Origin of the sequence: Enterococcus sp. DIV0294 (assembly GCF_050558155.1) — a bacterium.
In the GTDB taxonomy this organism is placed as follows: Bacteria; Bacillota; Bacilli; order Lactobacillales; family Enterococcaceae; genus Enterococcus; species Enterococcus faecalis.
In genome coordinates this window covers 1,241,286-1,266,504 of sequence record NZ_CP187889.1, presented here as the reverse complement: position 1 = coordinate 1,266,504, position 25,219 = coordinate 1,241,286, and the positions used below count along the sequence as shown (strand labels likewise).

Annotated in this window: 20 protein-coding genes and 1 riboswitch; of the genes, 7 read left to right on the top strand and 13 right to left on the bottom strand. The window is 38.3% G+C overall.

Going from position 1 to position 25,219, the window contains the following annotated elements; translation table 11 throughout:
- Nucleotides 1-4 precede the first annotated feature (4 nt).
- The 5 genes from IGJ20_RS06265 (at nt 5) to IGJ20_RS06245 (ending at nt 4,742) form a co-directional block, all read left to right on the top strand.
- Nucleotides 5-355: a helix-turn-helix domain-containing protein gene (locus IGJ20_RS06265; protein ID WP_002357747.1), complete on the top strand. Its 351-nt coding sequence runs from the start codon at nt 5-7 to the stop codon at nt 353-355.
- Nucleotides 356-693: 338 nt separating this feature from the next.
- A complete protein-coding gene (locus IGJ20_RS06260) occupies nt 694-1,815 on the top strand; it encodes a hypothetical protein (protein WP_002365588.1) in 1,122 nt (373 codons plus the stop codon).
- Nucleotides 1,816-2,112: 297 nt separating this feature from the next.
- Complete coding sequence (locus IGJ20_RS06255; protein WP_002357750.1) at nt 2,113-2,313, top strand: cold-shock protein; 201 nt, start codon at nt 2,113-2,115, stop codon at nt 2,311-2,313.
- Between the two features lie 154 nt (nt 2,314-2,467).
- Nucleotides 2,468-3,673: a YdcF family protein gene (locus IGJ20_RS06250; RefSeq protein WP_010817250.1), complete on the top strand. Its 1,206-nt coding sequence runs from the start codon at nt 2,468-2,470 to the stop codon at nt 3,671-3,673.
- Between the two features lie 16 nt (nt 3,674-3,689).
- Complete coding sequence (locus tag IGJ20_RS06245; RefSeq protein WP_202522507.1) at nt 3,690-4,742, top strand: AI-2E family transporter; 1,053 nt, start codon at nt 3,690-3,692, stop codon at nt 4,740-4,742.
- A 19-nt stretch (nt 4,743-4,761) separates the two neighbouring features.
- Here IGJ20_RS06245 and IGJ20_RS06240 read toward each other — a convergent pair whose 3' ends face one another.
- On the bottom strand, nt 4,762-7,173 hold the full coding sequence (locus IGJ20_RS06240) for a hydroxymethylglutaryl-CoA reductase, degradative (RefSeq protein WP_202522506.1): 2,412 nt from the start codon (nt 7,171-7,173) through the stop codon (nt 4,762-4,764).
- 185 nt (nt 7,174-7,358) lie between these two features.
- On the opposite strand from IGJ20_RS06240, the gene IGJ20_RS06235 reads away from it, so the two are divergent.
- Nucleotides 7,359-8,510, top strand: coding sequence for a hydroxymethylglutaryl-CoA synthase (locus IGJ20_RS06235; RefSeq protein WP_002361740.1), 1,152 nt, complete (start codon nt 7,359-7,361; stop codon nt 8,508-8,510).
- A gap of 72 nt (nt 8,511-8,582) precedes the next feature.
- Here the strand turns inward: IGJ20_RS06235 and IGJ20_RS06230 are convergent, their stop codons facing one another.
- The 5 genes from IGJ20_RS06230 to IGJ20_RS06210 form a co-directional block, all read right to left on the bottom strand.
- Nucleotides 8,583-9,365 carry a hypothetical protein gene (locus IGJ20_RS06230; RefSeq protein ID WP_430605275.1) on the bottom strand — a complete coding sequence of 261 codons (783 nt, stop codon included), beginning with the start codon at nt 9,363-9,365 and terminating at the stop codon, nt 8,583-8,585.
- Nucleotides 9,366-9,488: 123 nt separating this feature from the next.
- Entirely contained in the window at nt 9,489-10,091 is a 603-nt protein-coding gene (gene dhaL / locus IGJ20_RS06225) for a dihydroxyacetone kinase subunit DhaL (RefSeq protein ID WP_002357759.1), read from the bottom strand.
- A gap of 12 nt (nt 10,092-10,103) precedes the next feature.
- On the bottom strand, nt 10,104-11,087 hold the full coding sequence (dhaK, locus tag IGJ20_RS06220; RefSeq protein WP_002357760.1) for a dihydroxyacetone kinase subunit DhaK: 984 nt from the start codon (nt 11,085-11,087) through the stop codon (nt 10,104-10,106).
- Entirely contained in the window at nt 11,088-11,486 is a 399-nt protein-coding gene (gene dhaM / locus IGJ20_RS06215; RefSeq protein WP_202522504.1) for a dihydroxyacetone kinase phosphoryl donor subunit DhaM, read from the bottom strand.
- A 12-nt stretch (nt 11,487-11,498) separates the two neighbouring features.
- Nucleotides 11,499-12,638: a glycerol dehydrogenase gene (locus IGJ20_RS06210; protein WP_033918069.1), complete on the bottom strand. Its 1,140-nt coding sequence runs from the start codon at nt 12,636-12,638 to the stop codon at nt 11,499-11,501.
- A gap of 160 nt (nt 12,639-12,798) precedes the next feature.
- Here IGJ20_RS06210 and IGJ20_RS06205 point away from each other — a divergent pair, with 160 nt between their 5' ends.
- Nucleotides 12,799-13,785, top strand: coding sequence for a PocR ligand-binding domain-containing protein (locus IGJ20_RS06205; protein WP_002382271.1), 987 nt, complete (start codon nt 12,799-12,801; stop codon nt 13,783-13,785).
- 113 nt (nt 13,786-13,898) lie between these two features.
- Here the strand turns inward: IGJ20_RS06205 and lpdA are convergent, their stop codons facing one another.
- From lpdA to IGJ20_RS06170, 7 genes are all read right to left on the bottom strand, one after another.
- Nucleotides 13,899-15,305, bottom strand: a complete 1,407-nt coding sequence (gene lpdA / locus IGJ20_RS06200; protein WP_202522503.1) for a dihydrolipoyl dehydrogenase — start codon at nt 15,303-15,305, stop codon at nt 13,899-13,901.
- A gap of 7 nt (nt 15,306-15,312) precedes the next feature.
- Nucleotides 15,313-16,932, bottom strand: coding sequence for a dihydrolipoyllysine-residue acetyltransferase (locus IGJ20_RS06195; protein WP_002357766.1), 1,620 nt, complete (start codon nt 16,930-16,932; stop codon nt 15,313-15,315).
- A 142-nt stretch (nt 16,933-17,074) separates the two neighbouring features.
- Nucleotides 17,075-18,052, bottom strand: coding sequence for an alpha-ketoacid dehydrogenase subunit beta (locus IGJ20_RS06190; RefSeq protein WP_002357767.1), 978 nt, complete (start codon nt 18,050-18,052; stop codon nt 17,075-17,077).
- A gap of 2 nt (nt 18,053-18,054) precedes the next feature.
- Complete coding sequence (gene pdhA, locus IGJ20_RS06185; RefSeq protein ID WP_002357768.1) at nt 18,055-19,170, bottom strand: pyruvate dehydrogenase (acetyl-transferring) E1 component subunit alpha; 1,116 nt, start codon at nt 19,168-19,170, stop codon at nt 18,055-18,057.
- A gap of 598 nt (nt 19,171-19,768) precedes the next feature.
- Nucleotides 19,769-22,381: a magnesium-translocating P-type ATPase gene (mgtA, locus tag IGJ20_RS06180; RefSeq protein WP_002413922.1), complete on the bottom strand. Its 2,613-nt coding sequence runs from the start codon at nt 22,379-22,381 to the stop codon at nt 19,769-19,771.
- A gap of 223 nt (nt 22,382-22,604) precedes the next feature.
- Nucleotides 22,605-22,772: riboswitch (M-box (ykoK) riboswitch) on the bottom strand.
- An 81-nt stretch (nt 22,773-22,853) separates the two neighbouring features.
- Nucleotides 22,854-23,435, bottom strand: a complete 582-nt coding sequence (locus IGJ20_RS06175; RefSeq protein WP_202522630.1) for a TMEM175 family protein — start codon at nt 23,433-23,435, stop codon at nt 22,854-22,856.
- Between the two features lie 169 nt (nt 23,436-23,604).
- Nucleotides 23,605-25,218 carry a glycoside hydrolase family 13 protein gene (locus IGJ20_RS06170; RefSeq protein WP_202522502.1) on the bottom strand — a complete coding sequence of 538 codons (1,614 nt, stop codon included), beginning with the start codon at nt 25,216-25,218 and terminating at the stop codon, nt 23,605-23,607.
- Nucleotide 25,219: the final 1 nt, after the last annotated feature.

Genomic DNA, 25,219 nt, shown 5'->3' with positions numbered 1-25,219 from the left:
TGAAATGACCTTAATTTCTCGCATTAAACAACTAGCTCAGTCAAAGCAATTAACCCTCGCCCAATTAGAAAGAAACGTCGGCATTTCCAATGGACAAATTCGTCGTTGGGATACCTCTTCGCCTAAAGTAGAGAATCTTTTAAAAATAGCAGACTATTTTTCTGTCTCCTTGGACTATTTAATGGGCCGCACCCAACAAACAGAGATCAATCATCAGGCACCTATGACAAGCACACAAAAAGAGTTACATATTCACATTACTACGGAAGAGTTAACAGAAGAAGAAATTACTCAGTTAGAGGAAGAAGCAAATCGTTTCTTGCGGTTCCGTAAATTTGAAATGACAAATTCTTAAAGAACGTTCACTTCTCCTAGTCAATTGATAGCAAAAAAACTAGAACCTAAACAAAAAAAACCACCACGACCGTCGTCTGTGGTGGAAATGAAGGTTGTTATTTACTCTTGGTAGGAGTAAGTATGAAAAAACCAATTCGGGATAATTGGCATAACGTAAGTATAGTAGTTTGTGCCTTTTTTATCATGAGTTTCAGCTATATTTTTTATAAAACTTTTATTAGAACACCATTAACAGTCCTTTATTTAGATTATTTAAAGCGTTTTCTTTTATTGAACATATTGTTTTAAACATTCGATTTCCTGTGCTACACTTACTTTTAGAAGGGGGATTTTATTATGGCAAATCAAAAAAAAGATAGCTTATCAACATTATTTTCTGAAGAAGTTCATGGACCGTTTGTTACTTTCTTGTTTAACACCCATGTCGCTCATCAAAACGTAGAAAAAGATTCGCTTGTTTTGAAAAATTTTGCAAAAGCGGCAAAAACACGCTTTGAAAAAAAATTTCCTGAGGAAAAATGGTCTGTTTTCCAAGAAAAAATTGACGCACTTCTAGCTGATGCTTCCTTCTGGCGCAACGGCACAGCAAGTGTTTCAATCATCTTATCTCCAGAAAACACCTTTGTTCAACGATTAGATGTGCCCGTTGACGATCAATATTACGTGGACACGATTCCTTATTTACTTGGACTAGTCAAAGACAAACAATTTAACTACCATTATTACCTACTTGCTCTAAATCGCGATTCAATGAAACTTTACAAGGTCGATCATACGACTGTCACTCCTGTTGAATTGCCTAAAGACGCGCCAACAGACGTGGTCACAGCTTTAGGTGATGAATTAACGGGTGGTAATTTAAACTTTTCAACTCAAGGTAGTTCTAACGGTTCTAAAGAAGGTGTCGCTTATCATAGCATCAATACTAAAGATAAAGAAGTTGAAATTGATTGGGTGAACTACTATCAAGCAGTCGATACTTTCTTAAAAGATCAACTGGATAATCCTGAAAAATTACCGCTTTATCTTTATGCTTTACCAGAAAACCAAACACTCTTTAAAAAGATTGCTAAAAATCCTTATTATGATTGCTCAATTTCAGTTGCTGCTTCACCTGCACAAGCAACCATTCAAGATATCCGCAGCGCTAGTGAAAAAATAGCTGCAGAGTTAACAGAAAAAGAAACAGCTTCTTATAACAAATTACTAGATCGTAAATTCTTAGATCAATTTACAGATATTTCGCCAGCGGCAGCTGACGGCAAAATTTCCCATCTTTTTATTGCAACGTCACTCTTTGTTACTGAAAACAATGAAATGTCATCTGAAGAGTACGATCGCCGCAAACTTTTAAACACCATTGCTTACCAAGTCATTCAAAACGGCGGTCAAGTTTTTGTTTTAGACCAAAAAGCTGCACCAGATGAAAAATCTTTAGCGGCTATCCTCCGTTATTAAAAACAGGAAAAAAGCCCATTGTAAGAAAGCGCCTTACAATGGGCTTTTTTTCTGAGACTTATTGAAACAGCACTATAACAGCCTTATCTTCACTTTCTAGTTTTTAAAAAACATCCGATAAAAAAGAAAATAAGGTTATCGCTATACAAAAACCAGTTAGTATGCTATAGTAATAGATGTAGTTTTTGTTCGGTAATATGGGTAGCTGTTTCAAATAAACATCTTCCACATTTTTCACCTTTCAAGTAATTGCAAAATATGAATGTGTTATAACACACATCTAGGAGGATATTTATTATGGAAACAGGTACAGTAAAATGGTTTAACTCAGACAAAGGCTTTGGCTTCATCACTGCAGAAAACGGAAACGATGTATTCGTACATTTCTCAGCTATCCAAGGTGACGGCTTCAAAACTTTAGAAGAAGGTCAAGCAGTAACTTTCGAAATCGAAGAAGGTCAACGTGGCCCTCAAGCAACTAACGTTACTAAAGCTTAATTAAACAATACTGACTCAAAAACCTGACGTTAATCGTCAGGTTTTTTTTATAAAAAAAGAACAAGAAAACTTTCTGAAACTAAGTGCTTCCTCTATTTTTTTTGAAGAGTTTTCGTTATACTGAAGAGGAAAAATGTTTTAAAGGAGTTTATTTATGCAATTTTATGGTGATTTAACCTTTTTAGGTGTTTATTTATTGGGTCTCTTTTTCATTCCCTCGTGGCGGAAAAAGAAAAAAGAACACGATTGGTTACCGTGGATGTTTGGCTGGACTGTCTTTATGTTCTTCTCATATGTTTTATATTTAGAAATCATTCGTGGTACAGCCTTCTTTTTAATCCCCATTGCTTTTTTTGGCTTGTTTGCGCTCTTCTACTTCAAAGAAAAAAGACGTTTACTGAATGGAACATTATTTAATATTTTTCTTGTGGTTCTAGCGACTTATTTAGGGATTACTGCGATTCGTACAAACAACTACTTTTTAATAACCTTAGCAATTATTGCAATTCTAGCTATTTTAATTGCTTTGGCTCTAGGAATCTATGCTTTAATTATTTTCCTCTATTGGAATGCGGTCGTTGTTATGAGAAAAGAAGGTCGGTCTCTAGGGAACTTGTTGACGTTGTTGCTGGCAATTGGCTTAACATTACTATTAATTTATAATTTCTTTTTTCAATCGTTGTTACCAACTTGGCTCTCCTTACCCTTAACTATTGCGCCATTTATTTTGACTTATTTCGCGTTTGTTTTTTATAATTTTTTAACTGTTTCTACGTTGTATCAATTTAATCAGCCAAAATATACACAGGATTATATTGTTGTGTTAGGTTCGGGGTTAATCAATGGTGAGATTGTGCCGCCGTTATTGCAAGCCCGCATCAACAAAGCCATTCAATTTTACAAGGCTCAAAATCGCGCAACGTTAAATCCACCAAAAATCGTCATGTCTGGTGGCCAAGGTCCCGATGAATTACTTCCTGAAAGTGTCGCGATGAAAATGTATGCTTTGACACAAGGTATTCCTGATGATGATATTTTAGTAGAAGCTCATTCAAAAAACACACTAGAAAATATGCGTTTTTCCAAAGAAACAATGATTGAGGATTTTGGAAATGCTAATTTCCAAGCCATTTTTACTACAAACAATTATCACCTTTTCCGAGCGGGTCTTTTCGCTCGAATGGCTGGCTTAAAAGCTGATGGCATTGGTGCAAAAACCGCTTTTTATTTTTTACCTAACGCGTTTATTCGAGAGTTCATCGCCATTGTAGTGATGTACAAACGCCGCCATATTATTGTTTGCGGCCTAGCTGCCATCGGTATGGTTATGTTATTCTTAACAGGATTGATTATTCAGTAAAGAAGGAGTTTCCCCTATGAGTTTGTATCAAAAATTTATTCAAAATGAACGTTTGCGACGTTTTTGCGTCCTTGCTTTGATTATTTTTGTGCTTTATTTATCCAGAAGCATGATTACAACAATTCTTTTAACATTTATCTTTACCTATTTAGCTGTTCGTTTGGTCCATTTTGTTCAACGCTATATGAAAATCCCGACGATTGTCATCGTTCTCTTAACCTATGCATTGGTTGTTTTTCTAATCTATTTAGCGATTACTAAATATGTTCCCGTTCTAGTTAACCAAACGACTCAAATGATTAATTCTGTAGTTGATTTTTATCAAAGTCCACATACAGATACAAATCAAGTATTGCAATTTATTGATCAATACTTGGAAAAATCTAACTTACTCTCTCAACTCCAGAATGGTGCTTCAATGATTTTACGCTACATTCAAGATATTGGCGCTGTCGGTTTATCATTTGTCATGTCCTTTATTTTAAGTTTCTTCTTTATGATTGAGAAGAAGCAAATGGCTGATTTTTCTAAGTTATTTTTAAAAAGTGATTTTGATTGGTTTTTTCAGGATATCTATTATTTTGCCAACAAGTTCGTCAACACATTTGGTGTCGTAATGGAAGCTCAGTTTTTCATTGCTGTGGTGAATACAGTCATTACTACCTTGGCCTTGGCGATAATCGGCTTTACTCAGTTACCTAGTTTAGCCATTATGATCTTCATTTTGAGCTTAGTCCCAGTTGCTGGTGTGATTATTTCCTGCATTCCGCTAAGTTTCATCGCTTATTCCCAAGGTGGCTTGAACGATGTGATTTATATCTTAGCTTTAATTACAATCGTCCATTTATTTGAATCTTACGTGCTAAATCCTAAATTCATGTCTAGTAAAACAGAGTTACCAATCTTTTATACGTTTGTCATTTTATTAGTTAGTGAGCGTCTCTTTTGTGTATGGGGACTTATTGTAGGAATCCCTGTGTTCACTTTCTTCTTAGATGTCTTAAAAGTAAAACCAATTCGTGGCCTGAAACGGCTACCTAATGTGAAAAAAAATAGTTCAGCAGAATAATTTCTGCTGAACTGTTTTTTTATTGTTTTCTTAAATCATTTAAAATAGCCATGGCTCGGTCTTGGTTCATCGTTTTTTGACGTTTTAATTGTTGAGCGACTGCCTCAACTTCTTTACCAGTAGCTCCGACCGTCATCGCTAAAGAACGTGCTTGTAGAGCCATGTGTCCTTTTTGAATTCCTTCAGAGACTAAGGCCCGTAACGCCGCTAAATTTTGTGCCAAACCAACAGCCGCTACTACTCGACTTAGTTCTTTTGCATCCGTCACTGCTAACAAATCAGCGGCTGCTTGAGATTTAGGTAAGACTTTTGTGGCACCGCCAACCGTGGCTAAAGCAAGCGGAACTGAAATTTCACCAATTAGTTGTTCGCCATCCAGCGTCCAACTAGTCAAGCCTTGGTAGCGACCTTCCTTCACCGCAAAAGCATGACAAGAAGCGCTAACAGCGCGTGTATCATTTCCTGTAGCTAAAACGACAGCTTCAATGCCATTCATGATTCCTTTGTTATGCGTGACTGCCCGATAAGGATCTAATGAAGCATAGCGTGAAGCTAAAACAATTTTTTCAGCAATTTCCTGGCCATTGCTCCCCTTACTTAAACGTGAAACTGGAATAGCCGTTTTCATCGTAACAACCGACTCCGTGGCATAATTACTTAAAATACTGAATAAAATCTTTTGCTCCGCAAACCATTCACGGAACAACTCGGCCACACCTTCCAACATAGCGTTAACGATATTTGCCCCCATTGCATCCTTAACATCTACTAAAAAGTCGACAGATACAAACGATTCATCAAAAGTACGATATTGCAAATCTCTTAAGCCGCCGCCGCGTTTAACGATAGATGGATAACTTAACTCTGCTTGTTGAAAAATTTCCGCTTCTCTTACTTGTAGTTTATCAATCAATGACTCGGGATCTGCAACATCGTAAAAAACGATTTGTCCACGCATTAAGCGTTGTTGATTCACTGTTTTAAATCCTTGTGCTATTTTTGCACCATTACTCAAAGCCGCAATCACTGAGGGTTCTTCTGTCGCCATTGGTACCAAATAATCAGTTTCATCCACTGTTAAATGTAAGCCAACACCCATCGGCACTTCTGTTTCACTGATTTGATTTTCAATCATATGATTGGCAATCTGCGAAGATAAAGCCATATTTTCAAATTCTTTTTTTGTATCAGCAGAAATCTGGCCTTCATTAAGAAGAGAAGCCAGGCGTTCCTCAGGACTCATTTGATAAAATCGGCTGTTTTTTTTTTGCTTAGGTCTCTCTAGTAGCATAGCGAGTCCTAAGCCACCGCCGATACATAAAGAAGCCACTCCATATTTCTTTTCTTTTTGATTTAATTGATAACTTAAACTCGTTAATAAACGAGCACCTGTGGCACCAATCGCATGACCTAATGAAATACCGCCACCATAAATGTTGACCTTTTCCTCTGGTAAAGCCAGTTCTCTTTGGACCACAATTGAAGTTGCTGCAAATGCTTCGTTGATTTCATACAGATCAATTTCTTCCGTAGTAAGTTGATTGCGCGCTAACAGTTTTTGAATGGCTTTAATCGGCGAAATTCCCATATAGGCTGGATCAATACCGACTTCCACACTGTCTCGAATAATAGCTAAATAAGGAAGACCGTGTGCTTCGGCATATTCTTGTGAAGCAATAATCAAAGCAGAAGCCCCATCATTAATGGTTGATGCATTCCCTGCTGTTACAGTACCGTCTTCTTTAAAAACTGTTTTAAGCGTTCCTAGCTTCTCAACGCTCGAATTAGGGCGAATCCCTTCATCTTTCTCCACAAGCGTTCCTGATACTTCTAATGGGGCTATTTCGTCAGCGAATATCCCTTCTGCTTGTGCTTGAGCTGCTTTTAATTGTGAATGTACAGAAAATTGATCTTGCTCTTCTCTAGTCACATGATACTTTTCGGCCACATTTTCAGCAGTTAAGCCCATTGCTTGACCACTAAAGGCATCCGTTAACCCATCATACATCATACTAGAAAAAGGCGCATCATAGCTTTCTGTTTCGTAATTAAATCGTTGTAATTTAGGTGCTTGGGACATATTCTCAATCCCGCCAGCAATTAAAACTTCCGCTTCTCCTAATTGAATCAATTGTTTCGCCAAAATAACGGCCTTCATTCCTGATCCGCAGACCTCATTAACCGTCATTGCGGGAATTTCATGAGACAAACCGCTGTTTATTGCTATTTGTCGTGCGGGATTTTGGCCATTTCCAGCTTGTAAAACATTTCCAAAGATTACTTGATCAATTTCTTCAGAAATAGTGGAATGTCTTTTTAAAAGTTGTGTTGTAACATGTGTTCCTAAGTCTACGGCACTTACTTGACTTAAGCTGCCTTTATATTTTCCAATTGGTGTTCGTAATGCATCAATAATAACTACTGTTTTCAACTAAATGCACCTCCATCTTGAAATATATCATAAAATCCCAGAATCACAAGTGCCAATTACTGAATGTTAACAGACTTATAAGATATTTTTTAATAATCTATGAAGTTAATACAAAAATTCCCCATTTTGGTTCATTTCGTGCTATTTTATATAATGAATCTATTTATCGTAAAGGAGTTAAAGAAATGACAATTGGGATTGATAAAATTAGTTTTTTTGTGCCCCCTTATTATATTGATATGACGGCACTGGCTGAAGCCAGAAATGTAGACCCTGGAAAATTTCATATTGGTATTGGGCAAGACCAAATGGCGGTGAACCCAATCAGCCAAGATATTGTGACATTTGCAGCCAATGCCGCAGAAGCGATCTTGACCAAAGAAGATAAAGAGGCCATTGATATGGTGATTGTCGGGACTGAGTCCAGTATCGATGAGTCAAAAGCGGCCGCAGTTGTCTTACATCGTTTAATGGGGATTCAACCTTTCGCTCGCTCTTTCGAAATCAAGGAAGCTTGTTACGGAGCAACAGCAGGCTTACAGTTAGCTAAGAATCACGTAGCCTTACATCCAGATAAAAAAGTCTTGGTCGTAGCGGCAGATATTGCAAAATATGGCTTAAATTCTGGCGGTGAGCCTACACAAGGAGCTGGGGCGGTTGCAATGTTAGTTGCTAGTGAACCGCGCATTTTGGCTTTAAAAGAGGATAATGTGATGCTGACGCAAGATATCTATGACTTTTGGCGTCCAACAGGCCATCCATATCCTATGGTCGATGGTCCTTTGTCAAACGAAACCTACATCCAATCTTTTGCCCAAGTCTGGGATGAACATAAAAAACGAACCGGTCTTGATTTTGCAGATTATGATGCTTTAGCGTTCCATATTCCTTACACAAAAATGGGCAAAAAAGCCTTATTAGCAAAAATCTCCGACCAAACTGAAGCAGAACAGGAACGAATTTTAGCCCGTTATGAAGAAAGCATCGTCTATAGTCGTCGCGTAGGAAACTTGTATACGGGTTCACTTTATCTGGGACTCATTTCCCTTTTAGAAAATGCAACGACTTTAACCGCAGGCAATCAAATTGGTTTATTCAGTTATGGTTCTGGTGCTGTCGCTGAATTTTTCACTGGTGAATTAGTAGCTGGTTATCAAAATCATTTACAAAAAGAAACTCATTTAGCACTGCTGGATAATCGGACAGAACTTTCTATCGCTGAATATGAAGCCATGTTTGCAGAAACTTTAGACACAGACATTGATCAAACGTTAGAAGATGAATTAAAATATAGTATTTCCGCTATTAACAATACCGTTCGTTCTTATCGAAACTAAGTATTTATATCCCCCGATTCAATCAACAAAAGAGCTAGACATTCAAGTTTTTGCTTGAATGTCTAGCTCTTTTTATGAAAGCCAAACTTCTTTGACCCCGTCTGTCACGGCGATACCATCTGTCAAAGCTAAACGTTGTGAATAAGAAACGTAGCCATAATAAACATCAACACCGCCGCCATTCTTCCAAGTAACAGTGATTTTAACATTTGGAGTAATCGATTTTGTAGCTGGTTGGGTCGTCGGGCGATAACTAGTCGTATCATAACTTAAAATAGTGCCCGAAGCTCCACTTATTTCGGCTTTTCCTGTGTAAATTTCGCCATTCGTATTCGTCTGCGTGACCGCTCCATTCGCTTCAATGATTAACCCCGCTTGCTTTTGATCTCCTCGTGGATAATAAAAAAGATACGTGGTTGCCCATTTAGCAAACTCATCTGGAATTGGTTTAAGTGATTCCGTTGGTGCCGGACTCGACTTCGTTTGCTTTTCAACCGCGACTTCTTCTTGTCTTTTTAAGCCTTCATTATTTTGATTATTTAGTTTCTCAACCGTTTCTTTAACGATTGAATAATGAGGTTTCCCTAAATCGCTAACAGGGATCGTAGCTAATTTTTCTTCTGATTCTTTATATTGCCTCTCTGCCGTTAACTTTTTAGCTTCTGTAATAATGGCATCATACTTGGTTTGGTCTACAGAAGAGGATGTGCTTTGTCCCGTAGCTTCGACTTGTTTTGTGACACTGGTTTTTTCCGTGGTCACGTCTGACGAATTGCCACAAGCACTTACAAACATTGAGCTAACGATTAATAAACATCCCACAATCACATGCTTTTTCATCTTTAAATCCCCCATTTGTTTATCTTTGTTATTTTTTGTTACTTAAATTATCCCATACATGAACAAAAGAAACCATTATTTATAAAAAAGTTTAGCAAGCGCTTCAAGAGAGGCACTTGCTAAACTTTTTTCTCACTGTTATTGATTGATTACTTTGACTAGTTCTTCAAATAATAATGCACTAGATGCTGCTCCTGGATCAATATGACCAATTGCTCGTTCCCCTAAATAAGAGGCACGTCCTTTTTTCGCCACCCAATCTTTTGTTGCTTCAGCAAATTGTTCAATTTTTTCTTCATTAAATTGTTCCGTTCCAATTACTTCAGCAACAGGCGCCCAGACATCAACCATCGTTTTATCTCCTGGTTCAGCTTTGCCACGCATCTGAATCCCAGCTAGACCTTGCTGAACAATTTCTTTTAATTGCTCTGGCGAACTGATGGTTTCCAAATCTTTTGTCGCTTTAGTCATATTCATAAATGCAGTACCATATAAAGGACCAGAAGCTCCGCCAACTTTTGAAATCAAAGCCATGGATAGGACTTTAAATGTCTCCGTGATTGTTGTTGGTACTTTTTTGTCAAACGCAATTTTGTATTCAGCCATACCACGAGCCATGTTGTTACCGTGATCCCCATCACCAATCGGCGTGTCTAATTCACTTAAATAGTCTTTTTTTTCTTCAATAACTTTTGAATAGTTGTCTAACCATGTTTGAATGTCTTGTACTGTTAATTCCATCTTTTATCACCCTTACCAAGAAATTGTTGTTACATTGCTTTCTAGCGCTGTTTGCCAGTCTTTTGTCGCCAAGTCAATCATCGTTAAAGATAATCCTTGCATGTCAATAGACGTCATATAGTTACCCACTTTATGGAAGGTCACTTGAACACCTTTATCTTCTAATAATGTTAGCACGTCGTTCATAAATACAAATTGTTCCATTAATGGCGTGCCGCCCATGCCATTGACAAGTACCCCCACTGTTTGTGGTTGTTGTTCATAGCTACTTAATGTTTTTTCAACTAATTCTTTCGCTAACTCTTTCGATGGTTGGATTTTTTCACGACGATAGCCTGGTTCTCCGTGAATCCCTACGCCAAATTCAATTTCATCTTCTGGTAAAGTAAAACCTGGTTTGCCAACTTCAGGCACAGTGGCTGCTTTTAAAGCCACTCCAATTGTTTTCGTGGCTGCTACAATTTTTTCTCCTAAAGAAACGAGCTCTTCTAAAGAAGCACCTTGGCGGGCATGATGTCCTAAAATTTTATGGACAAGAACAGTCCCGGCAACGCCGCGTTTTCCAGCGGTATAGGTGCTATCTTCGACTGCAATATCGTCATCGACAACGACCATTTCTACATGAATGTCTTCCATATCAGCCATATCTTTGGCCATTTCAAAGTTCAAAATATCGCCTGTATAATTTTTTACGATTAACAGAACACCGGCCCCTTGGTCTGCCGCTTGGATCCCTGTTAAAATTTGATCTGGTGTTGGTGAAGTAAAGACATCACCTAAAACTGCGGCATTTAACATTCCATCACCAACAAACCCAGCATGTGCAGGCTCATGACCACTTCCGCCACCAGATACTAACCCAACTTGTTTGTTTGAGTCGTTGCGAGCAATCACGCGAGAATCTTCGACTTGATGAACAAGGTTTCCATAGCTTTTCACAATTCCTTGGAGCATTTCTTCGACAATTTTACCAGGTTCATTAATAATTTTTTTCATTTAGTTCCACCCTTTCTTACCAGCATTTTGAGCTTCTGCTAAAATTTGCGTCAAATCATCTGAGACACCTGCAGTAATTGCTGCCGCAAAGGCACCTTCAACCAATGATGCATCGACTAAATGATAATGTTTCTGTTGGTCTTCTTCTAGCATATCAAAAGCTAATTCTGAACTTAAAACGGCACTGCCTAAATCGGCAAAAATTAAAAATTCTCGGTCAGAGTCCGCTTCGTTAATCGTGTCAATGATTTTCATTGGATCTGAACCTAATGAACCATCTGATGTGCCACCAAGTGAATGAATCGTAATTTCTTCACTGGCATTCATCTGTTCAATCATCTCTTTAATACCATCTGTAATCATTTTGCTATGTGAAACGAGTAAAATATCTGCTTTCATGTGGACACTTCCTTAATCTAATTTATGTCTTGTTTTATATTCTTGTCCGACTTTATCTGCAACAATGATTGCATTCGCTACTTCTTCAACGACAATTGGGAATGGCATTGAATGAATTGATTCTTCTGGAATGCAAGCAATTTTGGCTACTTCCAACGCTTCTTCATAAGTGATTTCATCGACACCAATGTCTGAAAGCGTTAATGGTAAACCTACAGAAGCGCTAAAGTCTAAAACAGCTTCTAATTCGTCTTTTGCTGCATCTTCTAATACAAGTTGTGCAATCGTTGCAAAGGCTACTTTTTCACCATGTAAATAACTGTGCGCACCAGGTAAGACTGTCATACCGTTATGAATCGCATGCGCTGCAGCTAAACCGCCACTTTCAAAACCTAAGCCTGAAAGTAAGATATTTGTTTCAATAATCTTATTCAATGATTCAGTAACCACATTTGCATCACAAGCTAATTTCGCTTTTAACCCATCTTCCTGTAGGTTTTCCCAGCAAAGTTTTGCCATGGCCAAAGCTGCATATGTGCCGCTAGCAACGGGCGTTAAGCCTTCTCTTGAACCCATTGGCAAACTAGCATTAACCCGAGAATATGAATTGTGTGTTGCGCGTGCTTCAAAATATGTGGATAAGGCATCCCCCATTCCAGCAACTAAAAATCTAGTTGGCGCTTTGGCAACCACTTTTGTATCAACCATAACGACGCTTGGACTTTGTTTAAAGTAAGCATAATCATCAAATGAACCATCTTCATGATATAGTACAGCTGAATGCGAAGTTGGTGCATCTTGAGCCGCAATCGTTGGTACAATAATTAAGTTTTCACCTTCTGCTACGACTTTTGAAGCATCGATTGCTTTACCGCCACCTAAACCAATGATACAGTCTGCTTGTTCTTTTTGTCCAACGTTTTGCAAGCGCTTTGTTTCTTCACGCGTTACTTCTCCACTAAAGCCACCCTCTACGAAGGTAATGTCAAACTTTTTCGCTGTTTCTTCCAATTGTGGACGTACACGATCAACGTCAGCAGGATTTGCAATTAGTAACGCTTTTTTTCCAAAAGTTGAAACGAAGTAACCTAAGTTTAGTAATTCATCTTCCCCTTGAACATATTTCGTTGGTAAAATCAATGCTTTTCTCATGTTGATAGCCTCCTATATTTTGTTTACATACATAGTATAAAACGCTTTCATCCAAAAAGCATTGAACTTTTGGTATCGTTTTCTTGCAAAAAATGATAGAATTATTTTGTGAAATAATAAAATATTATGATTTTTAAACTTTAGATTGAAGGATTGCCTTATGACTGTAGAATTAAAAAATATTTTAGATTTAGAAAAGTGGGAAAAATTGCAAGAATCATTGGCCTTAAGCACTCGTTTAGCCATTATTTTAGTCGATTATAAAGGTCGACCTGTGACGAAACATAGCCAAGTTCAACCCTTTTGCCAACTGGTACGTCACTCCCCTGAGCTCTCGAAACTTTGTGAAAAATGTGATGCTCGTGGTGGCTTGGAAGCTGTTCGCACTGGTCAGCCTTTTATCTACCGTTGTCACTTTAACATCGTTGATATGGCCATCCCCATTATTGTTGATGACCAATATGTAGGAGCCATTATGGCTGGTGAAGTTTTGCTCGAAGATCACCAAGAAGAGTTAGAACAGGTTTTAACCATGAATGATGCCTTCATTCAAGAATTTTTAGTAACACACCAAGAGCTGTATCAACAATACCCTGTTTTAGAACTAGCAGACTTAGAAAAGAGCGCGACATTAATCGCTGATCTAAGCCAATATATTATTTCTGAAGCCATCAAAAAAGATTATTTAATCAATACGTACAAACAATCCTTACAGATTAGTTCGCGAAAAGAAGAGCTGGAGCCATTGAATATGATCCAAAAAGATATTCAACAAACTTTATTAACTGCTCAATTAACTCCTTCAAGTGCCTATCAAACTAAAAATAAGCAATTACAACCGGTTTTAGATGCCCTTTGGGAAAACAAATCGCTGCGTTTAAATTTACAAGAACTGGCAGACCTTGTTCATTTGACACCGACGTATTTAAGTCGTTTATTAAAAGAGGAGTTTGGTATTCCCTTTAGTCAATTTTATCGACAATTAAAAATCACATGGGCTAAACAGCTTCTTTTGGAGACAGATAAAACGATCGCCCAAATCAGTGAAGATTTAGGGTTTGTTGAAGATAGCTATTTTGTCCGTATCTTTAAACAAGAAACGGGTGAAACACCTCTTAAATACCGTAAAAGAAAGAACAGAGCATAAAAAAACAACGACTCCGAGAAGTCGTTGTTTTTTTTACACCTTTTGCACTTGCTGTGGCTAATGCAACAAGTGCAAAAGGCGCATTATATCTGTCGTGCGACAAAGTGATACTATTAAATATGAATTGGTAAACCTAAAGCCAATTCAGCTGTATCCATAGTAATTTCGCCCAATGATGGGTGTGGGTGGATTGTTAAAGCAATGTCTTCTGCATTCATGCCAGATTCAATAGCTAAAGCTAATTCAGAAATCATGTCACTTGCACCGACACCGGCAATTTGTGCACCGATGATGACATTGTCTTCTACAGTTGTAACTAAACGCATGAATCCTTCAGTTTTATCTAAAGAGATTGCACGGCCGTTACCAGCAAATGGGAATTTGTAGCCTTTTGCTTCGATTCCCGCTTCTTTTGCTTCTGCAACAGTCATACCAACGCTTGCCAATTCTGGATCAGTAAAGGCAACAGCTGGCATTGCTTTGTAATCAACTGCAACTTTCTTACCAGAAATTGCTTCAGCAGCAATTTTTGCTTCGTAGCTTGCTTTATGCGCTAACGCAGCACCTGGTACGATGTCGCCGATTGCGAAGATGTTTTTCACGTTAGTACGTCCTTGGTTGTCAACTGGGATTAAACCACGTTCGCCAATTTCAACGCCCGCTTGTTCTAAGCCTAAGTCGTCTGTGTTTGGACGACGTCCAACAGTGACCATTACGTAATCTGCTTCAACACTTTCTTCTTTTCCGTTAACTTCATATTTAACAGTGACGCTATCGCCATTGTCAACAGCTTCTTTAGCCATTGCAGAAGTCACGATTGTTACGTTTTTCTTCTTGAAATCGTCTGTGACAACTTTAACCATATCTTTTTCATAAGTTGGTAAAATTGATGGGCTACCTTCTAAAATTGTTACTTCTGAACCTAAGTTAGCATAAGCGCCACCTAATTCAGCACCGATGACACCGCCACCGATAATAACGAATTTTTTAGGAACTTCTTTTAAGTTTAAACCGCCTGTAGAATCTAACACGCGTCCGCCAAATTTGAATCCTGGGATTTCAATTGGACGAGAACCTGTTGCTACAATAGCATTATTGAATGAGTAAGTTTGTGCTGAGTCTGGGTGAATAACACGCAATGTATTTTCGTCAACGAAGAATGCTTCGCCTTCAATAATTTCTACTTTGTGTTTTTTCAATAACATGCCAACGCCGCCTGTTAATGATTTAACAACTGTGTTATCTTTCCAGTCTTGTGTTTTTGCAAAGTCTAATTCGACTCCTTTAGCTGTTACACCAAAAGTTGAAGAATCTTGTGCTTCTTTGTAATGATGTCCAGCAGCAATTAAAGCTTTTGAAGGAATACATCCAACGTTTAAACAAACGCCTCCGATGTATTCACGTTCGATAATCGCAACTTTTTGACCCATTTCTGCGGCACGAATTGCGGCAACGTATCCTCCAGGACCAGCTCCGATTACGACTGTATCTAGTTCAATGGCGAAATCTCCTACTACCATTTGTTAATCATCCTTCCATTAATAGTAATTCTGGATCAGCTAATAAGCGTTTAATGTTGTTCATTGCTTTTTGAGCAGTTGCGCCGTCAACGATACGGTGGTCAAAGCTTAATGATAATTTCATCATGCGTCCCACAACGATTTCGCCGTCTGCATTAACAACTGGTTCTTGTGCAATTGTACCAACGCCTAAAATAGCAACTTCAGGGTAGTTGATTACTGGTGTAAACCAGCCGCCACCGACTGAACCAATGTTACTAATTGTGATTGTACCATCACGCATATCTTGTGCAGTTAATTTACCTTCGATAGCCAATGCTGCTTTTTCGTTGATTTCATCAGCGATGGCAAACATGCTCTTCGTATTAGCATTTTTAACATTTGGTACATATAAGCCATGATCTGTATCAGTAGCGATACCAATGTTAAAGTAATTTTTGTAAACAATTTCTTGTGCTGCATCATCGATTGATGCATTCAAGATTGGGAATTTTTGAACAGTTGAAGTCAATGCTTTTACAACGTATGGTAAGAATGTTAATTTTGTACCATTTGCAGCAGCAACATCTTTAAATTTCTTACGGTGATCCCATAATTTAGAAACTTCTACTTCATCATGTAATGTTACGTGAGGAGCAGTGTGTTTGCTGTTAACCATTGCTTTAGCAATTGCTTTACGTGTTGGTGTCATTTTTTCACGTGTTTCCATTTCGCCTAAATCAGAAGTAAAGGCTTTTGGCGCTGCTTTAGGTGCAGCTGCTTCCGCTTTAGGTGCTGCTTCTGTTGCGGCAGCTTCAGTAGCTGGTGCTGCTTGAGAACCACCAGAGACAAAGGCATCAATATCCGCTTTAATGACACGGCCACCTTTACCAGTTGCAGTTACTTGCGTAATATCAACGTCTTTTTCACGTGCATACTGACGAACAGATGGCATTGCTAAAACGCGTTTGTTTGGATCCGCGGCTGCAACCACACCTGTTGAAGCGGCTGGAGCTGATGCTTCCGCTTTAGGAGCGTCAGTAGCTGGTGCTGCGGCTGCCGGTGCTGCTGAATTATGACCAGGTGCGTCAATTTCAACTAACACGTCACCCACATTGGCAACTGTTCCTTCTGGTACAACGATATTTTTTACAGTACCTGTTACTGGTGATGGAATTTCTTCTACTGATTTGTCATTTTGTACTTCTAATAATGAATCATCTTCATTAATTGTGTCGCCCGCTTTAACGAACCATTTAACGATTTCGCCTTCGGCAATTCCTTCACCGATGTCTGGTAATTTGAATTGGAAAAATCCGCCAGCTGCTTCGGTTGTTGGTACAGCAGCAGGTTGTGCTGGTGTTTGTTCTTGTGCAGGAGCTGCTGGTGCTGCATCGTTATCTTCGTGACCAGGTGCGTCGATTTCGATTAACACGTCACCAACGTTTGCAACTGTTCCTTCTGGTACAACGATATTTTTTACAGTACCTGTTACTGGTGATGGAATTTCTTCCACTGATTTGTCATTTTGTACTTCTAATAACGTATCGTCTTCGTTGATTGTATCGCCAGGTTTTACAAACCATTTAACGATTTCGCCTTCGGCAATCCCTTCACCGATATCCGGTAATTTAAACTGATAAGCCATTTTTTAAGTCTTCCCTTCTTCGTTGGATCTGTCTATTTTCTTAGGAGCAAAACGCGGGGAAACGACTATAGTAGCTGAACATTTCATGCCTATAGCCGTATTCCACCTGTTTAATTCTTCGTTTATCTACTTCGAATAACTATTAAAATTCGACGATTTCTCTAGCTTTTGCTTCGATATCTTTCGCATTTGGTAACCAGATATTTTCTGCTTGTCCGAATGGGAAGATTGTATCTGGAGCAGATACACGTCCGATTGGTGCTTCTAATGATAATACGGCACGTTCAGAAATTTCAGAAACAACCATAGCGCCAACGCCAGCTTGTTTTTGTGCTTCTTGAACGACAACCACACGGCCAGTTTTTTCAACAGAGTTAATAATTGTTTCCACATCTAAAGGAGCCACTGTACGTAAGTCAATGATTTCTGCTGAAATATTGTCTTTCGCTAAGCTATCAGCTGCTTTAATCGCTTCACGAACCATAGCGCCGTAAGTAATGATTGATACGTCTGTTCCTTCACGAGTTACAGCCGCTTTATCTAAAGGCACTTCATAAGCTTCGTCTGGCACTTCCTCACGGAATGAACGGTATAATTTCATGTGCTCTAAGTAGACAACTGGATCGTTGCTACGAATAGATGAAATTAATAGTCCTTTTGCATCGTAAGGGTTTGATGGAATAACAACACGAACACCTGGTGATTGTGCGATTAATCCTTCTAAGTTATCTGAGTGAAGTTCTGGTGTATGAACACCACCACCAAATGGGGCACGAACAGTAATTGGCATATTACGAGTTCCACCCATACGGTAACGCGTACGAGCCATTTGACCAACGATTTCGTCAAATACTTCAAAAACGAAACCAAAGAATTGGATTTCAGGAACTGGACGGTAACCTTGCAAGGCAAGACCGAAAGCCAATCCACCGATACCAGATTCAGCTAAAGGTGTATCGAAGACGCGGTCTTCACCAAATTTTTCTTGTAAACCTTCAGTTGCACGGAAAACCCCACCGTTGTTACCAACGTCTTCACCGAAGATTAAGACATTTTCGTCTTTCTCTAATTCAAGAGCTAAGGCATCTGTAATTGCTTGGATCATAGTTTTTTGTGCCATTTTTATTTCGACTCCTTCGCTTCATAAAATGCAATTTGTTCTTTAATTGTTTGAGGTTGAACTTCAAACATATTTTTCAAGAAATCAGAAACTTTTTGTTTTGGCGCTTTATCCGCTTCTGCAATCGCTACTTTGATTTCTTCTTTTGTTTTTTCAATAATTTCTTCTTCTTTTGCTTCAGACCATAAGCCTTTATCTGTTAGATATTTACGGAAACGAGTCAATGGATCTTTTTGTACCCATTCGTCATCCATTTCTTTTGAACGGTAACGTGTTGGATCGTCTCCAGATAAAGTATGTGGACCATAACGATAGGTTAATGTTTCAATTAAAACTGGACCGTTTCCTGCAGCTGACCAATCGCGTGCTTCTTTTGCAATTGCGTAAACTGCTAATGGATCCATACCATCAACTTGAATACCAGGAATTCCTGCTGCAACAGCTTTTTGAGCTAAAGTTTTAGCCGCTGTTTGTTTTTCACGAGGTGTAGAAATCGCAAAACCATTGTTTTGGATAATGAAGACACCGTTTGCTTGGTAAGCACCAGCAAAGTTAATTGCTTCATAGAAGTCCCCTTGTGAAGAACCGCCGTCACCAGTATAAGTGAAGACAACATTTTCTTTTCCACGTTTTTTCAATCCTAAAGCAACACCAGCTGCTTGGATGTATTGAGCACCAATGATAATTTGTGGTGGTAATGCATTTAAATCTTCCGCGTAGTAGTTCCCTGCTACGTGACCACGAGACCATAAGAAAGCTTCTCTTAATGGTAAACCATGTTGTACTAATTGAGGTACATCACGGTAACCTGGTAATAAGTAGTCTTCTTTTTCCATTGCAAATTGACTTGCCAATTGGCTTGCTTCTTGTCCAGCTGTTGGCGCGAAGAATCCTAAGCGTCCTTGACGGTTTAATGCAGTAGAACGTTGGTCTAACACACGAGACCAAACCATGCGTGTCATTAATTCAACTAATTCCTCATCCGATAAATCAGGTACTAAATCTTCATTCACAATTTTTCCATCTTGATCCAAGATTTGGAAAGTTGGGAAATCAGCGTCGACTTTAGCCATTAGCTCTTTAAAGTCAATAGGTTTTTGTTTCTTAGCCTTTGCCATTTTGTCACACAATCCTCTCTATTACGTTTCTTTAATTTCGATAAAAGTAAAACAGAGTGCGAAACTGTATTACTTTTTATCGACTACACTTAACAAATTATCACTAAATTCGAAAAAGCGCAAGAAAAAAACTCTAATTTCTTCATTTTTTCACAAAAGAGCAAAACCGCATGTTTTTGCGGTTTAGTGATAATTTTCACAAACAAGAAAACGGTTTCCGTTCTACACTTCTTCTGTACTATTTTTCTCCTAACTGTTATATTCTATTTTGAAAATATTATATAACAGTTCTATTAATTCGAGCTCTCTCATCCCCGAGCTGGCTAGTAATCTGATTTCCGAACTTTGCGTTTTCATGAAAATTATCTTGAAAAAACCAAAAAATAAAAACCGTCAGCCGAGTAACCTACTCAGCATGCGGTTTTTTATTTTTTAGAGAACAAAGTTTTTTTCGTTAATTTTTATTTTTTTGGGCTCGTTTTTTTAACAAATACTTTACCTTGGGTTTTATCACGAACATTCATTACGTAAAATCACCAAATTTTCGCAAAACGAGTGATACAGCTTAGCAATTTCTTTTCTCTTTCAGTAGATTTTACTAAATCCATTCCTTGGTAATTTTAATATATAAACGTTTAGCTACTTCAACAGTTAACATGTACGCAATGATGATTCCAAAGAACCATGGCCAGTAGTTAGCCGGAAGTTTCACAAAGTCAAAAACCTCTCTTATAGGCGTTGCTACAATCAGGAAACCGAGTAAAATTGCGCCTAAACTACTTAACATCACAGGCATTGATGCACGACTTTGAATGAATGGTATTTTCCGCGTCCGGACCATATGAACAACTAACGTTTGACTAACAAGTCCCACCATAAACCAACCTGTTTGGAATAAATGTTGAGTTGCCAAACTATTGGCGCTAAACACAAACCACATGACAAGATACGTTAGAATATCGAAAATACTACTTACCGGGCCAATACATACCGTAAATTTCGCTAGCCCGTTCGTTTCCCACCGAACAGGGCTTAATAACTCTTCTTCATCGACATTATCCCAAGGAATTGTCAACTGAGCCACATCATAAATCAAATTTTGAATCAAGAGTTGTAAGGAAAGCATTGGTAGGAATGGTAAAAAGGCACTGGCTACTAAAATTGAAAAGACATTCCCAAAATTAGAACTGATGGTAATTTTAATATATTTCATCATATTGCTAAATACTTTTCGTCCTTCAATCACACCAGATTCCAGTACATTTAAACTTTTTTCCAGTAAAATAATCGAACTAGCATCTTTAGTAATATCAGCTGCAGTATCTACTGAAATGCCCACATCAGCTTTTCGTAATGCCGGTGCATCATTAATGCCATCCCCCATAAAACCAACCGTATGACCTTTTGCTTGTAGCAATTCAATAATTTTAGATTTTTGCATCGGATTTAATTTGGCAAATAAATTAGTTTCTTCCACTTGCGCCCGCAACTCTTCATCTGTCATTGCTTCAATTTGAGAACCTAATAACACATGGGAAACTTCAATACCTACATCTTTACAGACTTTTTTGGCGACAATATCATTATCGCCCGTTAGCACTTTCACGTTGACACCATGTTCATGTAAGGAGCGGATAGCGCTGACAGCTGACTCTTTTGCTGGATCAAGAAAACCCATAAACCCAATCAATGTCATCTCTTTTTCATCTTCAACTGAATAAACTGCTTCTTTATGGACATCTTTTTTTACAGCTACCGCTAACACACGCATCCCTTGTTTGTTCATTTGAACATTCACTCGGCGTAGTTCTTCTCGTACAGCACTGCTTAATGGTACAATTTCGCCATTAATTTGCGCATGCGTGCACACTTCTTCCATTTCTTCCACGGCGCCTTTCGTAATCATCAATTGATGATCATCTGCATTCACGACAACCGTTAAGCGGCGTCTGGAAAAATCAAAAGGAATTTCATCAATTTTAGTGACATTTTTAAACGGCGTTTTCCATTGATGCTCTTCATAAAAATTAATAACGGCAATATCCATTAAATTTTTCCAACCTGTTTGATAAGAAGAATTTAAGTAGGCTAAATTTAGAACCTCGTCACTCAAATCACCTAATGGATTCAAATGTTGAACCAAAACTACACGATCTTCGGTAATCGTTCCAGTCTTATCTGTACAGAGCACATCCATACCACCCAAATTTTGGATAGCCGCTAATTCTTTAACAATGACTTTATGTTTCGATAAGGATAATGCACCCTTGGCTAAGTTACTCGTAACAATCATTGGCAACATTTCTGGTGTCAAACCAACTGCAACGGCAATCGCGAAGAAAAACGCTTCGCCCCAAGCACCTTTAGTTAAACCATTAATCAAGAAAACGATTGGAAACAAAATCATTACCATTCGTAATAAAAACTTACTGACTTTTGCTAAGCCTAAGTCAAAACTAGTTTTTCCTCGTTGTGTTGTAGCATTTTTAGCAATATCACCAAAAAATGTATGTTGCCCAGTTTTTAAAATAATCGCTTTTCCTTGTCCACTCAAGACATCTGTGCCCATAAACACTAGGTCTTGCATATCTAATGCAGAAACCTCTGTTTGTTGACGATCCACACCTGCATCCACAAATTTTTCGACAGGCATGGATTCGCCTGTTAGTGACGATTGATTAACGAATAAATCTTTGGTCCAAATCAACACGGCATCTGCAGGAATCATGTCTCCTGTAGCTAAAGTTACAATGTCTCCTGGAACAATTTCGTCCATTGGAATTTCTTTCGTAATCCCTTCCCGTGTCACTGCAGCGGTGTTTTCAATTAATTCTTTTAAATCCAAACTCGCTTTCTGAGAACGATACTCTTGTATAAAAGCAATCAAGACACTGGCTAAAATCATCACGCCCATCACGATAGCGGCTTCGAAATCTTTCGTTAAAGTTGAAACGACCATCAATAAGGCTAAGACATAGACAAATGGATCTTTGAATGCACTTAAAAATAAAATAATTGCTGGGGTTGGCTTTTGTGCAGAAACTTCGTTTGGTCCAAATTCCTCTAATCTTTTTTCGGCATCTTCATTCGAGAGTCCTTTTTCAGATGTCCGTAATTCCATCATTAATTCCCGTTCAGAAAGCAACGCCAATTTACGTAATTCTTGATCTTTGGTTGCTTTTCTCATATCCATTGTTTTTTTGTTCATCATTTTCTTTTCCTCCAAGGTTGTGGTCACCTGCCGAAAAGAGTGCTAAAATCTTCTCCTTTCGTTGGTGACTGTATTTTGTTTCTCTGTTCACTTCCAGGGTCTTCCATGACAGTCATCCTTTCTTTTTCTTATTTATACTTCCAGTGAATAATTGCTTTTTTGCCAAACACACAAAAAAGGACCTACTCAACAATAGAGTACGTCCCAAAATACCATCTTTAAATAAGATTCTCTATCGTTGAGCTTTAGCACTATAGGGCGTAGATAACATGTATCAGCTACATTATGAATAACCTTCACGATTATTCCTGTTCAACCAACTAAGGGTCTCTCGATCCTTTCGCGGCAGCAGCATTTGTCCAAATAGGAGCCTCACCTAACAATTATTCAGTTTTTATCCACTTCTTATAATAGAGGAGTTTGACATTCTTGTCAAAAGATTTATGACTTTTTTGTTATAAATAAAAAATAACTACTTTAAAGTTTCCTTTATTTCTGCTTTTCGCTCAGGAATAAACCACATGACTAAAACAATCGTATCAATAATCAGAACAGCGATTGGCGCTACCAGTTTGCCTACAATCAACGCAATAATATTCAACACAATCGAAAGCGTTAATTTTGGATAGTGGCCAAACAAACGTTGTACTTCGGATTTGGGCCCATTTGCCTGAATCAATGCCCGCACCACTAGATAATAAGCAACATCAGCTCCTAATATTACTAAACCATATAAAGCTTGTGGCGGCCAAGAAAACGGATGTTCACCTACCCAACCAGTAACAAACGGGAAAAACGTCAACGTCAAAATTAATAAATTATTCATCCAAAGGACACGTCCATCAATTTTACGGACACTTTGAAATAAATGATGATGATTGTTCCAATAAATTAATAAAGTAACAAAACTAATTAAATAAATAATGATTTTGTGTCCCGATTGGGTCAGAGCAGACCAATCTGCTTTTTCAGGAATTTTTAATTCTAAAATTAATAACGTTAAAATAATCGCAATGACTGCATCTGTAAATGCTTCTACACGTGTTTTCGGCATCATTTCCCCCTACTTTCATAAAATTAAATAACTTACTCAAAGTAAGTATAACGCATTTCTGTAAAAATTCAATTATTTACGAAGTCTCTCGGTTGTTGAAGTTCCTAAAAACGAGTGCAAGAGCCCCACTTAAAAGTAAGCCTCTTGCACTCGTTATAGAACAAATCAGTTATTGGAATACGCCTGCCTGATAAGGTGCTAACTGCATCCGTTTCTTCACCGTAAAATCTTGATTCCCTAATAATTGTTGCCACTTTCTGCCTAGTAATTTATTCGGCAAGTCAAATTGGCACTTTTCTCCACTTAAATTGACAATCACTAACGCTGTTGCCTCAGTTGTTTTTCTTAAAAAAGCAAAAACAGACGGATGATTGGGCGCTAATAGTTCAAACTGTCCATCTGTAAAGACTGGATTTTCTTTCCGCAACGCAATTAACTTTTTATAATAATTCAACACGGATTGTGCATCCGTTTCTTGGTCAGCCACATTTATTTCTTTGAAATTGGGATGAATTGCTAACCACGGATGCCCCGAGGTGAATGAACTTGCCTCTTGACTCGTCCACTGCATAGGCGTACGCGAATGGTCCCGCGTCCAATGCGCCACTTCTTTCAATGCTTGTTTCGCATCGTAGCCACTTTCTATAAGCAAACGATAATGGTTATGAGAATCTTTAGCATCTAACTCGTCAATCTGTTGAAACGGATAATTAACCATGCCGATTTCCTGTCCTTGATAAATAAACGGCGTTCCTCGCAAGAGCAAGGCGATTGTTCCAATCGCCTTAGCAGAATGAGAGGTTTCATTGCCTAAAATTGAATTGATTCTGGGATTATCATGATTTTCTACATATAATGCATTCCAGCCTTCTGTCCCTAAATGCTTTTGCCAGCGAGCCATTACTTTTTTATAGCCTAAAATATTTAACCGTTCTTCTCCTGGCTTTCCTTCTCGAACATTGTGCTCTAATTCAAAAATCATATTCAGATAGCCCGCATCATTGGTCCATTCCACCGCTTTTTTACTTGAAACGCCACTAGCTTCCCCCACTGTCATGATGTCATACTCAGCAAAAATAGCTTTCAAATCCAACATATAGTCTTCAATGCCTTTTACATTCATAAAGGGAGCCCATGGATTCGTGGTAATCTTAAAATTCCAAGGTTCTTTTTGGATATGACTAATCGCATCTAATCGGAAACCATCAATTCCCAAATCTAACCACCAGCGAATCATCGCATAAATCTCTTCACGAACTTTAGGATTTTTCCAGTTCAAATCAGGTTGCTCTTTTGCAAACACATGAAAATATGCTTGCTTTGTATCCTCGTCATACGTCCAAGTCGAGCCACCAAAAAAGCTTTGCCATTCATTCGGCATACGTTCTGGTGTCGCATCGGCCCATAAATAATACTCACGATACGGATTATCTAAACTTTTTTTTGCTTCAACAAACCACGGATGTTGATCACTTGTATGATTGACCACTAAATCAAGAATAATCTTCAAACCTAATTGATGCGCTTGGTCCAAAAGTTCTTGAAAATCTTCCATCGTACCAAATTCTGGCTGAATCCCTTGATAATCCGCAATATCATAACCGTTGTCAACGTTTGGCGAAGTGTAAATCGGATTTAACCATAAAAAATCGACCCCTAGTTCTTTTAAATACGGTAATTTCTCAATAATTCCCTGCAAATCACCAATGCCATCCCCGTTGCTATCTTTAAAACTCCGAGGATAAATTTGATAACCGACAGCATTTTTCCACCATTGTTCCATC

What these genes read in the sequence shown, in the direction of transcription:
- dhaM (WP_202522504.1), bottom strand. Translation starts at nt 11,486, where the DNA reads ATGAAAGCAGATATTTTACTCGTTTCACATAGCAAAATGATTACAGAT.
- IGJ20_RS06230 (WP_430605275.1), bottom strand. Translation starts at nt 9,365, where the DNA reads ATGGGGGATTTAAAGATGAAAAAGCATGTGATTGTGGGATGTTTATTA.
- IGJ20_RS06210 (WP_033918069.1), bottom strand. Translation starts at nt 12,638, where the DNA reads ATGAGAAAAGCATTGATTTTACCAACGAAATATGTTCAAGGGGAAGAT.
- IGJ20_RS06195 (WP_002357766.1), bottom strand. Translation starts at nt 16,932, where the DNA reads ATGGCTTATCAGTTTAAATTACCGGATATCGGTGAAGGGATTGCCGAA.
- IGJ20_RS06245 (WP_202522507.1), top strand. Translation starts at nt 3,690, where the DNA reads ATGAGTTTGTATCAAAAATTTATTCAAAATGAACGTTTGCGACGTTTT.
- IGJ20_RS06190 (WP_002357767.1), bottom strand. Translation starts at nt 18,052, where the DNA reads ATGGCACAAAAAACTATGATCCAAGCAATTACAGATGCCTTAGCTCTT.
- IGJ20_RS06235 (WP_002361740.1), top strand. Translation starts at nt 7,359, where the DNA reads ATGACAATTGGGATTGATAAAATTAGTTTTTTTGTGCCCCCTTATTAT.
- pdhA (WP_002357768.1), bottom strand. Translation starts at nt 19,170, where the DNA reads ATGGCAAAGGCTAAGAAACAAAAACCTATTGACTTTAAAGAGCTAATG.
- IGJ20_RS06250 (WP_010817250.1), top strand. Translation starts at nt 2,468, where the DNA reads ATGCAATTTTATGGTGATTTAACCTTTTTAGGTGTTTATTTATTGGGT.
- mgtA (WP_002413922.1), bottom strand. Translation starts at nt 22,381, where the DNA reads ATGATGAACAAAAAAACAATGGATATGAGAAAAGCAACCAAAGATCAA.
- IGJ20_RS06255 (WP_002357750.1), top strand. Translation starts at nt 2,113, where the DNA reads ATGGAAACAGGTACAGTAAAATGGTTTAACTCAGACAAAGGCTTTGGC.
- dhaL (WP_002357759.1), bottom strand. Translation starts at nt 10,091, where the DNA reads ATGGAATTAACAGTACAAGACATTCAAACATGGTTAGACAACTATTCA.
- IGJ20_RS06205 (WP_002382271.1), top strand. Translation starts at nt 12,799, where the DNA reads ATGACTGTAGAATTAAAAAATATTTTAGATTTAGAAAAGTGGGAAAAA.
- IGJ20_RS06260 (WP_002365588.1), top strand. Translation starts at nt 694, where the DNA reads ATGGCAAATCAAAAAAAAGATAGCTTATCAACATTATTTTCTGAAGAA.
- IGJ20_RS06175 (WP_202522630.1), bottom strand. Translation starts at nt 23,435, where the DNA reads ATGCCGAAAACACGTGTAGAAGCATTTACAGATGCAGTCATTGCGATT.
- IGJ20_RS06265 (WP_002357747.1), top strand. Translation starts at nt 5, where the DNA reads ATGACCTTAATTTCTCGCATTAAACAACTAGCTCAGTCAAAGCAATTA.
- dhaK (WP_002357760.1), bottom strand. Translation starts at nt 11,087, where the DNA reads ATGAAAAAAATTATTAATGAACCTGGTAAAATTGTCGAAGAAATGCTC.
- lpdA (WP_202522503.1), bottom strand. Translation starts at nt 15,305, where the DNA reads ATGGTAGTAGGAGATTTCGCCATTGAACTAGATACAGTCGTAATCGGA.
- IGJ20_RS06170 (WP_202522502.1), bottom strand. Translation starts at nt 25,218, where the DNA reads ATGGAACAATGGTGGAAAAATGCTGTCGGTTATCAAATTTATCCTCGG.